This window comes from Burkholderia stabilis, assembly GCF_001742165.1.
Taxonomy (GTDB): domain Bacteria; phylum Pseudomonadota; class Gammaproteobacteria; order Burkholderiales; family Burkholderiaceae; genus Burkholderia; species Burkholderia stabilis.
In genome coordinates this window covers 1,562,036-1,574,523 of the sequence record NZ_CP016442.1, presented here as the reverse complement: position 1 = coordinate 1,574,523, position 12,488 = coordinate 1,562,036, and the positions used below count along the sequence as shown (strand labels likewise).

The following is a 12,488-nucleotide window of genomic DNA, read 5'->3' as shown; positions in this document are numbered from 1 at the left end:
CCTTTTGTTTCTGGCGAGTTTCTGGCGATGCAGTGAGTGGTGCGGCGGCGCTCAGTGCGGCAGCCGCACGTCGAACTTGAACGTCGCCAGCCGCGCGACGAGGATGAAGCCGGTCGCGAGCAGCACGCTGTACACCGAGTCGAACTGCAGCCACACGAGCAGCAAGTAGAACCAGCAGCCGACGAACGCGCAGGTCGCGTAAGGCCGCGAATCGCGCAGGATCAGCGGGATGTCGTTGCACAGCACGTCGCGCACGATCCCGCCGACCACGCCGGTGATCACGCCCATCATCACCGCGATGAAGCGCGGCATCTCGGCATCGAGCGCGATCGCCGTGCCCGAGATGCTGAAGATCCCGAGCCCGATCGCGTCGGCCACCAGTAGCAGCCGCTCGGCCGATATCCGCGACAGCATCCGCAGCACGAACGGCGCGAACAACGCGAGCACGAAGATCGCGATCACGTAGTCGTCGTGCACGACCCAGTAGAACGGCCGGCGTTCGAGCAGGATGTCGCGCAGCGTGCCCCCGCCGAATGCGGTGGCGAGCGCGACGACGAACGTGCCGACCGAGTCGAGGCGGTTCTTGCGCGCCTCGATGAAGCCGGAGATCGCGAAGGCCAGCGTGGCGATCGCCTCGAGGATGGCGATCGCGAGCGTCAGCCTAGGATGCGGCACGCGTCCCCCGGTCGCCGGGCGCCGCGGGCGGCTGCAGCAGCACGAGCACCGCGCCCGCGCCGCCGTCGTTGCCGCGGGCCTCGCAGAACGCGATCACTTCTTCCTTCTGCACGAGCCATGCGCGCACCTTGCCTTTGAGCACGGGCTCCTTGCCGATCGAGCCGAGCCCCTTGCCGTGGATCACGCGCAGGCAGCGCAGCCCCTTCTTGCCGGCTTCGCGGATGAATTCGGCGAGCGCGTCGCGCGCTTCGTCGCGGCGCATCCCGTGCAGGTCGATCTGCGCCTGCACGATCCACGCGCCGCTTCTCAGCTTGCGCACGACGTCGCGGCTGATGCCGGGGCGGTGGTAGTACAGCGACTCGTCGGTGTCGAGCAGCGTCTCGGGATCGAATTCGTCGGACAGCGTCGCGTTCAACACCGCTTCCTCGTCGCGCTGCGTCTGCTTCGGCACCGGGTCGGGCGGGGTCCGGCCGGCTGCCGCGCGCGGCGGCGCGTTCAGCGGCTGGATCGCGCCGATTTCGTTGCGGAACAGGTTCGCGTCGGCTTCGGCCTTGCGCTCGGCCTTCGCGGTTTCGATGCGTGTGCGCTCGCGGCGTTCGGCTTCGCCCTTCAGGTTCGCGCGCAACGCGCCGAGGCCGGCGAGGCCCTGGCCGCGCAAGGCGGCCGGATCGGGCGCGGGCGGCGGCGTGGCGGGCGTTGGGTTCGCGGGGCGGGCGGCGATCTGACGCTTCGCGGGATCGCTCGGATGGGGCTGGTTCTTTGCCATGATTCGGTAGCAGGGCAGGCGCGTTCGGGCGCGCGGGCACAAAAAAAGCCGCTGCGCGACGGCAGCGGCTTTCCGGCCAGCTTCGCGGCAGCGGACGCCATTGTAGCGCCCGGCGCGGGAAGGCTTGCTTACTTCTTGTCGTGCAGGCTTTCGAGATAGCGCTGCGCGTCGAGCGCGGCCATGCAGCCCGTGCCCGCGCTGGTGATGGCCTGGCGGTACACGTTGTCCTGCACGTCGCCCGCGGCGAACACGCCTGCGACGCTCGTCGACGTCGCGTTGCCGTGCAGGCCGCTCTTCGTCAGGATGTAGCCGTCCTTCATCTCGAGCTGGCCCTGGAACAGGTCGGTGTTCGGCTTGTGGCCGATCGCGACGAACACGCCCTGCACGGCGAGGTCTTCCGTCGCGCCGGTCTTCACGTTCTTGATGCGCAGGCCCGTGACGCCCGAATCCTCGCCCGTCACTTCGTCGAGCACGTGATCCCACTTGATCTCGACGACGCCTTCCTTTTCCTTCTCCAGCAGGCGGTCGATCAGGATCGGTTCCGCACGGAACTTGTCGCGGCGGTGGATCACCGTGACTTTCTTCGCGATGCCCGTCAGGTAGAGGGCTTCCTCGACGGCCGTGTTGCCGCCGCCGATCACCGCAACTTCCTGGCCGCGATAGAAGAAGCCGTCGCAGGTCGCGCAGGCCGACACGCCCTTGCCCATGAAGTGTTCTTCGGACGGCAGGCCGAGGTACTGCGCGGACGCGCCGGTCGCGATGATCAGCGAGTCGCACGTGTACTCGCCCGAGTCGCCGATCAGGCGGATCGGCTGTTCGTGCAGTTTCGCGGTGTGGATGTGGTCGAATACGATTTCGGTGTTGAAGCGCTCGGCGTGCTCGAGGAAGCGCGCCATCAGCTCCGGACCCTGCACGCCTTTCGCGTCGGCCGGCCAGTTTTCGACGTCGGTCGTGGTCATCAGCTGGCCGCCCTGCGCGATGCCGGTGATCAGCACCGGGGACAGATTGGCGCGGGCTGCGTAGACGGCGGCCGTGTAGCCGGCGGGGCCGGAACCGAGAATCAGGACTTTGGCGTGTTTGGGCGTGGACATGTGCGAATCCGTAAAAGGCGGCCGCGGCGGGCGGGGTAAGGCCCGCCGTACGATCCGGGTTGACCGGGATGCCGTCATAGATGGGTATCAGACGCGCATTATAAAGGCCCCGTTGCTGCGTTGCCGAACGAGAGTTTCAATCGCGGCGATAGCGTTTCGCGGCGGGCTTCGCGTGCCGGCGCGGCAGGCAGCGCGTCCGGCCGGCATGCGGCGGCGCGTTGCCGCACGGTCGGGCCACGGCGCGGTCGGCCGTTTTGGTCGCTTGCGGCGCCCGGTTCGGCACCCCGGCCCTGTTATGTAACCGTCATTTACACTTGGCGGCCCGGTGCAGCGTTTACAATAAGCGGGATCGAACGACAGGCGGGCGCGCGGCCCGTCCTCTTTATACGGATTCATGGCAAAAGCTCCTTATTCCGCCCAGGCACAGGCGTTGCCGCACCGGATGTCGAAGCTCCTCACGGAGATCCGCTGGATTCTCCAGGTCGCGCTCTGCGCATTTCTGGTGATGGCCCTGCTGAGCTACAGCCGGCGCGACCCGAGCTGGACACACGCCGCGCAGGTGGACCACATCTCGAACTGGGCCGGCCGTGTCGGCGCGTGGACAGCCGACATCATCCTGCTGCTGTTCGGCCTGTCGGCCTACTGGCTGATCGTGCCGCTCGCACGGCGCATCGCCGTCAACTACCGCCGCATCACGCGCCACGAGGCGATTCCCGACGAACCCGAGCGGCCGATCGGCTGGCTCACGGAAATCTTCGCGTTCGTACTCGTCGTGCTCGCGTGCGACGGCATCGAGGCGCTGCGCATGTGGTCGCTGAAGGTGCAGTTGCCGCGTGCGCCGGGCGGCGTCGTCGGCGAAGCGGTCGCGGGCGCGATGTCGCATGCGTTCGGCTTCACGGGCGGCACGCTGCTGCTGCTGATCGCGCTCTCGATCGGCCTGTCGCTGTATTTCCGCTTCTCGTGGCTGTCGGTCGCCGAGCGCGTCGGCGGCGCGATCCTGTCCGCCGTCAACGTCGCGAAGCTGCGCCGCGAGGCCGAGCGCGACCGCAAGCTCGGCGAGGCCGCGGCCGTGCGCCGCGAAGGCAAGGTGGAAGAGGAGCGCGTGCGCATCGAGGATCACGAGCCCGTGACGATCGTGCCGCCGGTCGTCACGCCGGCGAAGTCCGAGCGCGTCGAGCGCGAGCGCCAGGTGCCGCTCTTCACCGACCTGCCGGGCGATTCGACGCTGCCGCCGGTGTCGCTGCTCGATCCCGCGCCGAAAACCCAGGAAGCGATTTCCGCCGATACGCTCGAATTCACGTCGCGCCTGATCGAGAAGAAGCTGAAGGACTTCGGCGTCGAGGCGAGCGTCGTCGCCGCGTATCCGGGCCCGGTCGTCACGCGCTACGAGATCGAGCCGGCCACCGGCGTGAAGGGCAGCCAGATCGTCAACCTCGCGAAGGATCTCGCGCGCTCGCTGTCGCTCGTGTCGATCCGCGTGGTCGAGACGATCCCCGGCAAGAACTACATGGCGCTCGAGTTGCCGAACCAGCGCCGCCAGACGGTCCACCTGTCCGAGATCATCGGCTCCGAGGTGTATGCGGCCGCGTCGTCGGCGCTCACATTGAGCCTCGGCAAGGACATCGGCGGCAAGCCCGTGTGCGCGGATCTCGCGAAGATGCCTCACCTGCTCGTCGCCGGCACGACCGGTTCGGGCAAGTCGGTCGGGATCAACGCGATGATCCTGTCGCTGCTGTACAAGGCGACCGCCGAGCAGGTGCGCCTGATCCTGATCGATCCGAAGATGCTCGAAATGAGCGTCTACGAAGGCATTCCGCACCTGCTGTGCCCGGTCGTCACCGACATGCGCCAGGCCGGCCACGCGCTGAACTGGACGGTCGCGGAGATGGAGCGCCGCTACAAGCTGATGAGCAAGCTCGGCGTGCGCAACCTCGCGGGCTACAACAACAAGATCGACGATGCGGCCAAGCGAGAGGAGAAGCTCCCGAACCCGTTCAGTCTGACGCCGGACGATCCGGAGCCGCTCGGCCGCCTGCCCAACATCGTCGTCGTGATCGACGAACTGGCCGACCTGATGATGGTCGTCGGCAAGAAGGTGGAAGAGCTGATCGCGCGGATCGCGCAGAAGGCGCGTGCGGCCGGCATCCACCTGATCCTCGCGACCCAGCGTCCGTCCGTCGACGTGATTACGGGCCTGATCAAGGCGAACGTGCCGACGCGGATCGCGTTCCAGGTGTCGTCGAAGATCGATTCGCGCACGATTCTCGACCAGATGGGCGCCGAATCGCTGCTCGGCATGGGTGACATGCTGTACCTGCCGCCCGGCAGCGGGCTGCCGGTGCGCGTGCACGGCGCGTTCGTCGGCGACGACGAAGTGCATCGCGTCGTCGAGAAGCTCAAGGAGCAGGGCGAGCCGAACTACGTCGAAGGCCTGCTCGAAGGCGGCACCGCCGACGGCGACGAGGGCTCGGCCGGTGCGGGAACCGGTGAAGGCGGCGGCGAGTCTGATCCGCTGTACGACCAGGCGGTCGAGATCGTCATCAAGAATCGCCGCGCGTCGATCTCGCTCGTGCAGCGCCATCTGCGGATCGGCTACAACCGCGCGGCGCGGCTGCTCGAACAGATGGAACAGTCGGGGCTCGTGTCGGCGATGTCGTCGAGCGGCAACCGCGAAATTCTTGTGCCGGCGCGCGACGCGGAATGAGTCCGCGGCGCCCGCAGCGCCGGCCACCCAGGGAGAAAACCGCAATATGCAGCAACATTCGTTCGCAATGTCCCTTCGTTCGACGCGACGCTGGCTCGGCGCGGCGCTCGCCGGCGCATCGCTGATGCTCGCGGCGACGCACGCGTTCGCGGGCGGCACCGAGCAGCTGAAGGCCTTCGTGGCGCAGGTGCGTTCGGCGAAGGGCGAATTCACGCAGCAGATCGTCAAGGCGCCGGCGAAGGGTGCGAGCGCCGTGCAGGCGATGCCGAAGCCCACCGACAATTCGAGCGGCACGTTCGTGTTCGCGCGTCCGGGCAAGTTCATCTGGACGTACCAGAAGCCGTACCAGCAGGTGCTGCAGGCCGACGGTGAAAAGCTCTACGTGTACGACCGCGACCTGAACCAGGTCACCGAGCGCAAGCTGAACGGCGCGCTGGGCGCGAGCCCGGCCGCGATCCTGTTCGGCAGCAACGATCTCGACAAGAACTACACGCTGCGCGACGCCGGCGAGAAGGGCGGTATCGAATGGCTCGAGATGCTGCCGAAGGCGCAGGACACGCAGTTCCAGCGCATCGGCATCGGCTTCCGGAACGGCACGCTCGCCGCGATGGAACTGCACGACGTGTTCGGCAACGTCACGCTGCTGACGTTTACGAACATCCAGACGAATCCGCCGCTGAAGGGCGATACGTTCAAATTCGTCGTGCCGAAGGGTGCCGACGTGATTACCGGCTGACCGGCGCCGCGCGCCGCTCTCCCGACACGGGCCTGCCGGCGACGGCAGGCCCGTGTCGTTTACGGGCGCCGGGCGCGCGCACCGGGCACGGCGGCGTCGCGCGGCTGTCATAATGTCGGCTCCGGCGGCCGGTTCGGCCGCTACCGTTTGATGTGGAGCGAGGGTTCATGTCCGACCTGTTTCAAGTCGAGCCGCGCCGGCCGCTCGCCGAGGCGCTGCGGCCGAAGACACTCGCCGAGGTGATCGGCCAGACGCATTTGCTGGGCGAAGGCAAGCCGCTGCGGCTCGCGTTCGAATCGGGCAAGCCGCATTCGATGATCCTGTGGGGGCCGCCCGGCGTCGGCAAGACGACGCTCGCGCGGCTCACCGCACTTGCGTTCGACTGCGAATTCATTGCACTGTCCGCGGTGCTCGGCGGCGTGAAGGACATCCGCGAGTCGATGGAGCAGGCGAAGGACACGCTGAACCGTACCGGCCGCCACACGATCCTGTTCGTCGACGAGATCCACCGTTTCAACAAGGGGCAGCAGGATGCGCTGCTGCCGTTCGTCGAGTCGGGGCTCGTGACCTTCATCGGCGCGACGACCGAGAACCCGAGTTTCGAAGTCAACTCGGCATTGCTGTCGCGTGCGCAGGTGTACGTGCTGAAGTCGCTGGACGACGACGAGATGCGCCAGTTGCTGAAGCGCGCGCAGGAAATCGCGCTCGACGGCCTCGCGTTCGACGACAAGGCGATCGATACGTTGGTCGGCTATGCGGACGGCGATGCGCGGCGCTTCCTGAACCTGCTCGAGCAGGCGCAAACGGCGGCCTCGTCGGCCGGCATCGCGACGATCGACGCCGAGTTCGTCAGCAGCGCGATGACGCTGAACGCGCGGCGCTTCGACAAGGGTGGCGACAACTTCTACGACCAGATCTCGGCGCTGCACAAGTCGGTGCGCGGCTCGAGCCCCGATGGCGCGCTGTACTGGTTCTGCCGAATGATCGACGGCGGCGCGGACCCGAAGTATCTCGCGCGGCGGATCGTGCGGATGGCGTGGGAAGACATCGGTCTCGCCGATCCGCGCGCGCTGCAGATGGCGAACGACGCGGCCGAAACCTACGAGCGGCTCGGTTCGCCGGAGGGCGAGCTCGCGCTCGGGCAGGCGGTGATCTATCTCGCGTGCGCGGCGAAGAGCAACGCGGGTTACAACGCGTTCAACCAGGCGATGGCGTTCGTGAAGCAGGACAAGTCGCGCGAAGTGCCCGTGCACCTTCGCAACGCACCGACCAAGCTGATGAAGGAACTCGGCTACGGCCACGCGTACCGTTACGCGCACGACGAGCCGAATGCATACGCGGCCGGTGAGACGTACCTGCCGGACGGGATGCGCGAGCCGCACTGGTACAAGCCGGTGCCGCGCAGGCTCGAATCGAAGATCGCCGACAAGCTCGCATGGTTGCGCGAGCTCGATCGCGAGGCCGGCAAGAAGGACTGACGGCGAGCGCGCCGGCTGGCCGGCGCGCTCGCCGATCGCGTCAGCGCTTGCGCGCCGGCTGCTTCTTCCAGTAGTCGAACGGCTCCTGATGGCATTCGATATCGAGTTCGGCGACGCGCGTGTGCAGGCTCGACTGCGCGTCGGCGATCGCGAGGTTGTAGATCGCGGGGCCGATCTCCTCGACGAAGAAATGCAGCAGTGCGCCGGCCTGGATATTGCCGATCGGCTCTTCCATGTTTTCCGTGAAATAGCGTTGCAGCGACGCGATTGCGCGGTCGCGTACATCCTTGTCCAGTTCGATGGCCATCGGGTTCCTTGAATTCGGTGGTGCGAAGGCGGGGCATCGCCCCGCGCGTTGCGCCCGGCCGGCGCAGGCGTTTTTGCCGCCTGCAACGATTCGGCGCAATGCGATTTGCCGGCCGCCGGGGTGCGCGCCGACAATGCGATACTGCCAGCTGTCGCGCAATTGCGGCATTGTCCGTTCGGACGGTGCCGTGGCGGCCGCGCGGTGCGTTAGAATTCCCGTCTTATACAACGATTTTCCAAGTCCTCCCATGCTCGACATCCAGTTGCTGCGCAAAGACCTCGACGGCGTCGCCAAGCGCCTCGCCGATCGCGGCTACACCCTCGACGTCGCCGCGTTCTCCGCACTCGAAGCAGAACGCCGCGCGATCCAGACCCGTACCGAAGAGCTCCAGGCCCGCCGCAACAGCCTGTCGAAGCAGATTGGCGCGATGAAGGGCAAGGGCGAGGACACGTCGGCCGTGATGGCCGAGGTCGGCGGGATCGGCGACGAGATGACGGCGGGAGAAGCCAAGCTCGGCGACATCCAGGCGCGCCTGTCCGACCTGATGCTGGGCATGCCGAACGTCGCGCACGAAAGCGTGCCGGTCGGCAAGGACGAAGCCGACAACGTCGAGGCGCGCCGCTGGGGCACGCCGCGCCAGTTCGACTTCGAGGTGAAGGATCACGTCGACGTCGGTACGCCGCTCGGCCTCGATTTCGAGACGGGCGCGAAGCTCGCCGGCGCGCGCTTCACGATGCTGCGCGGCCCGATCGCACGCCTGCACCGCGCACTCGCGCAGTTCATGATCGACACGCACACGCAGCAGCACGGCTATACCGAAACGTACACGCCGTACATCGTGAATCCGGAAATCCTTTACGGCACGGGCCAGCTGCCGAAGTTCGCGGACGACATGTTCCGCGTCGAGAAGGGCGGCGCGGAGAACACGATCACGCAATACCTGATCTCCACGTCCGAAATCTCGCTGACGAACACCGTGCGCGAGTCGATCGTCGAAAGCGCCGCGCTGCCGATCAAGCTGACTGCCCATTCGCCGTGCTTCCGTTCGGAAGCCGGTTCGTACGGCCGCGACACGCGCGGGATGATCCGTCAGCACCAGTTCGACAAGGTCGAGATGGTGCAGGTCGTTGCGCCGGAAACGTCGTACGCGGCGCTCGACGAGATGGTCGGCCATGCGGAAGCGATCCTGCAGAAGCTCGGCCTGCCGTACCGCGTGATCACGCTGTGCACGGGCGACATGGGCTTCTCGGCCGCGAAGACGTTCGACCTCGAAGTGTGGCTGCCCGCGCAGAACACGTATCGCGAGATCTCGAGCTGCTCGAACACCGAGGCGTTCCAGGCGCGCCGCATGCAGGCGCGTTTCCGCAACGCGCAGGGCAAGCCGGAACTCGTGCACACGCTGAACGGCTCGGGGCTCGCGGTCGGCCGCACGCTCGTCGCGGTGCTGGAGAACTACCAGAATGCGGACGGCTCGGTCACGGTGCCGGAAGTGCTGCGTCCGTACATGGGTGGCATCGAGCGCATCGACGCGCCTGCACAGGCGTCGTAAAACCGGCTCTCGAAGCCCTCGCAAAAAATTTGCAAAAAGGGCTTGTCAGCTTAGAAAAGATCGTCTTATAATCTTTTCTTTCCCGGAAACGACCAACCGGGAAATGCAGTAAAAACGGAGAGGTGGCAGAGTGGTCGAATGTACCTGACTCGAAATCAGGCGTACGGTTTCCCCGTACCGTGGGTTCGAATCCCACCCTCTCCGCCAGAATGCGAAACCCCTTGATTCGGAAGAATCAAGGGGTTTTTCGTTTTGGGTTTGCGAAGCGCGCGTCGATGTTCGATGGAGCAGCAACAGCTCGGCGCGTCGGGTCCTGCTGATACGATGGCGGCGAACTGCGCGCACGATCGTGTCGCGCCTTCGGTGCAGCCGCGCTGCATTGCGAACACGACGACCCAATGACGAACCGACTGCCGAAAGTCCTGACAGGCATTGCGCTGCTGACTACCGTCATCGCAGCCGTGGACATCCGCGGCGCGCATCGCGCCGGCATTGCGTTGACGCTCGGCAAGGCTGCATCTGTCGCGGGTCTGGCGGCAAGCGCCGCGATTGGCTTGGCGATGATATTGATTGCGCTGTCGCATGCACGGCGACACCGCGACCGCGCACATGTGTGGCGATTGCGCGAATCGGCGCTGGCCCTGCTGTGTATCGCGGCGATTGCCGCGTTCAGTCAGTCCGTCGTCGTGCTCGACTATCTGTGCGTCGCGCTCGCGCCACCGTCGATCGAAGCCCATCTCGTCCGGTTCGATGCGTTGTTCGGTTTTCACTGGCCCGGCCTGTATCGCTGGGTGAGCGCACATACCGAACTACATCGCACGTTCGAACTCGCGTATCGCAGCAGCATCGTTCAGCTCGTGGCCGTGCCGTTCATCCTTGCGACCACGCGGCGCCTTGACGATCTCGCCGAATTCATCGCGTTGTTCGCCTTCGCGCTGCTCGTCGTCGTCGCCATCTCGACACTGTTTCCCGCGCAAAGCGCATTCGTCCATTTCGGCATCACCGATCCGGGCACGGCGTCGACCGTGTCTCACTACGACTTGCTGCGCAGCGGGCAGCTTCGGCAATTCAGCCTGTCCGAATCGCAGGGGCTCGTGTCGCTGCCGTCGTTCCACGTGATGCTGGCGCTGCTGCTCGCGCATGCGGTGCGGCACGTGCGTTACGTGTTTCCCGCCGCGATCGTGCTGAATGTCGCGATGATCGTGTCGACGCCGACGCAGGGCGGCCACTACCTGGCCGACGTGGTCGCCGGGGTCGTATTCGGCGTGTTGTCGATCGTCGTTGTGCGCCGCTGGATGGCACGCTCGCGCACGACCGCGGCAGACGGGCCGCGCGCCACGCATCCGACGACCTGACCAGCCCGCGCGCCGCGCCGGCCTTCGCCGCTTTCCTCAGCTTTAAGCCCGCGCTTTCCGCGCCGTTAACACGGTGCGGCGGCCGGCGCCCGTGCCGAGCCGTGTCGTTCCCCGTCGATTCAAGGTCCCATGAAGCTGAGCTACAAGATTCCCCTCGCATTCGCCGTCGCGTTGCTGCTGATGTTCTGTGGCGCGCTGTACGGTATCCACATCCTCAACCGGTCGATCGACACGTTCGCCGAAGACGTGCAGACGAACGTCGGCGAAGAACGCCTCGTGTCGGCCACGCTCGTGCAGTTCAAGCTGCAGGTGCAGGAATGGAAGGACACGCTGCTGCGCGGCAAACAGCCCGACAAGCTCGACCAGTACTGGCAGGCGTTTCAGACGCGCGAGCGTACGGTCGATACGCTCGCCGCGCAGCTCGTTCGCCAATTGCCGCCCGGCGAGAGCCGCGCGCTCGTCGAACAGTTCATGCGTGCGCACACGACGATGGGCGACGGCTACCGGCGCGGCTTCGATGCATTCAAGGCGGCCGGTTTCGAGCCGGCGGCCGGCGATGCGGCAGTGGCTGGCGTCGACCGCGAACCCGCGGCGCTGCTCGAGCGGGCCGCGAAATCGATCGCCGACGAAAGTGCCGCCGTATCGGCGCAGGCGAGCCGCGACGCGCAGCGCGCGACCGTCGCGAGCCTCGTGCTGATGCTGGTCGTGCTCGGCGTCGCGATGGTCGGCGCATTCCTGTTCAGCCGCGCCATTCTTCGGCCACTCGATCGTGCGGTCGCGTGCGCGCAGGCCGTCGCCGGCGGCGACCTGACGCGCGACGTCGACACGGCTGGCCGCGACGAGATCGCCGATCTGCTGCGTGCACTGCAGACGATGCAGATGAGCCTGTCGGGCGTCGTGCTCGAAGTGCGCACGCATGCCGAAGCCGTCGCGACGGCGAGTGCGCAGATCGCATCGGGCAATCACGATCTGTCGTCGCGTACCGAGGCGCAGGCCGCGTCGCTCGAGGAAACCGCCGCCAGCATGACCGAACTGACGGGCATCGTGCGCCAGTCGGCCGAACACGCGCAGCACGCGGCGCAGCTTGCGCGCGACGCGTCGGCCATCGCGTCAGCGGGCGGCGGCGTGATGACGGACGCCGTCGACACGATGAACGGCATCGCCGACAGCGCGGCGAAGGTCGGCGAAATCATCGCGGTGATCGACGGCATCGCGTTCCAGACCAACATCCTCGCGCTGAACGCGGCAGTCGAGGCGGCTCGCGCGGGCGAGCAGGGGCGCGGCTTCGCGGTCGTCGCGGCGGAAGTGCGCACGCTCGCGCAGCGCAGCGCGGCCGCCGCGAAGGAGATCAAGAGGCTGATCGAGCAGTCGACGAAGCGGGTCGACGAGGGCGCCGTGCTGATCGGCCGCGCGGGCGAATCGATTCACGAGATCGTGGGCGCGGTGCAGCGGGTCACGACGATCGTCGGCGAAATCTCGTCCGCGTCGCAGGAGCAGAGCGGCGGCATCCAGCAGGTGAACATCGCGGTCACGCAGATGGACGAAGCGACCCAGCGCAACGCGGCGCTCGTCGAACAGGCGTCGGCCGCGACGCAGGCGCTGGCCGAGCAGGCGAGCGCGCTGCGGCACGCGGTGGCAGTGTTCAGGCTGCCGGAAATGGCGTGATCGCGCGGCCGGCGCGCTGGATTCCGGCGGAGTCGCGGGGTGCCGGCGCGTCGATGGTTTTCAACGGCGCGCCTCGCGGCGCGCGAACGTCGAATCACGCCGGTCCGCCATCCGCCATCCGCTACCCGCTACCCGCTACCCGCTACCCGCTACCCGCTACCC

The 12,488-nt window shown here is 66.8% G+C and carries 10 protein-coding genes and 1 tRNA gene; 7 read left to right on the top strand and 4 right to left on the bottom strand.

All coding sequences use genetic code 11. The features are described from left to right. Positions 1-51: 51 nt before the first annotated feature. The 3 genes from BBJ41_RS07345 to trxB all read right to left on the bottom strand — a co-directional run bounded on the left by BBJ41_RS07345 (position 52) and on the right by trxB (position 2,532). Complete coding sequence (locus BBJ41_RS07345) at positions 52-675, bottom strand: trimeric intracellular cation channel family protein (RefSeq protein WP_069745952.1); 624 nt, start codon at positions 673-675, stop codon at positions 52-54. Continuing rightward, positions 662-1,441, bottom strand: a complete 780-nt coding sequence (locus BBJ41_RS07340) for a Smr/MutS family protein (RefSeq protein WP_069745951.1) — start codon at positions 1,439-1,441, stop codon at positions 662-664. Before BBJ41_RS07340 ends, BBJ41_RS07345 begins: the two co-directional genes overlap by 14 nt. A gap of 128 nt (positions 1,442-1,569) precedes the next feature. Beyond that, entirely contained in the window at positions 1,570-2,532 is a 963-nt protein-coding gene (gene trxB / locus BBJ41_RS07335; RefSeq protein WP_069745950.1) for a thioredoxin-disulfide reductase, read from the bottom strand. 394 nt (positions 2,533-2,926) lie between these two features. Between trxB and BBJ41_RS07330 the strand changes: the two genes are divergently transcribed. The 3 genes from BBJ41_RS07330 (at position 2,927) to BBJ41_RS07320 (ending at position 7,450) form a co-directional block, all read left to right on the top strand. Beyond that, positions 2,927-5,236 carry a DNA translocase FtsK gene (locus BBJ41_RS07330; protein WP_069745949.1) on the top strand — a complete coding sequence of 770 codons (2,310 nt, stop codon included), beginning with the start codon at positions 2,927-2,929 and terminating at the stop codon, positions 5,234-5,236. A gap of 46 nt (positions 5,237-5,282) precedes the next feature. Further along, on the top strand, positions 5,283-5,972 hold the full coding sequence (lolA, locus tag BBJ41_RS07325; protein ID WP_069745948.1) for an outer membrane lipoprotein chaperone LolA: 690 nt from the start codon (positions 5,283-5,285) through the stop codon (positions 5,970-5,972). 167 nt (positions 5,973-6,139) lie between these two features. Continuing rightward, positions 6,140-7,450: a replication-associated recombination protein A gene (locus BBJ41_RS07320; RefSeq protein WP_069745947.1), complete on the top strand. Its 1,311-nt coding sequence runs from the start codon at positions 6,140-6,142 to the stop codon at positions 7,448-7,450. Between the two features lie 40 nt (positions 7,451-7,490). On the opposite strand, the gene BBJ41_RS07315 is transcribed toward BBJ41_RS07320, so the two are convergent. After that, a complete protein-coding gene (locus BBJ41_RS07315) occupies positions 7,491-7,757 on the bottom strand; it encodes a DUF2164 domain-containing protein (RefSeq protein WP_069745946.1) in 267 nt (88 codons plus the stop codon). A gap of 247 nt (positions 7,758-8,004) precedes the next feature. Here BBJ41_RS07315 and serS point away from each other — a divergent pair, with 247 nt between their 5' ends. From serS to BBJ41_RS07295, 4 genes are all read left to right on the top strand, one after another. Continuing rightward, entirely contained in the window at positions 8,005-9,306 is a 1,302-nt protein-coding gene (gene serS / locus BBJ41_RS07310; RefSeq protein WP_069745945.1) for a serine--tRNA ligase, read from the top strand. Between the two features lie 116 nt (positions 9,307-9,422). Further along, positions 9,423-9,513: transfer RNA gene (locus tag BBJ41_RS07305), tRNA-Ser, on the top strand. 191 nt (positions 9,514-9,704) lie between these two features. Further along, the gene (locus BBJ41_RS07300) at positions 9,705-10,661 is read left to right on the top strand and encodes a phosphatase PAP2 family protein (RefSeq protein ID WP_083281820.1); all 957 of its coding nucleotides are present in this window, start codon (positions 9,705-9,707) and stop codon (positions 10,659-10,661) included. A 129-nt stretch (positions 10,662-10,790) separates the two neighbouring features. Further along, entirely contained in the window at positions 10,791-12,326 is a 1,536-nt protein-coding gene (locus tag BBJ41_RS07295; RefSeq protein ID WP_069745943.1) for a methyl-accepting chemotaxis protein, read from the top strand. Positions 12,327-12,488 lie beyond the last annotated feature (162 nt).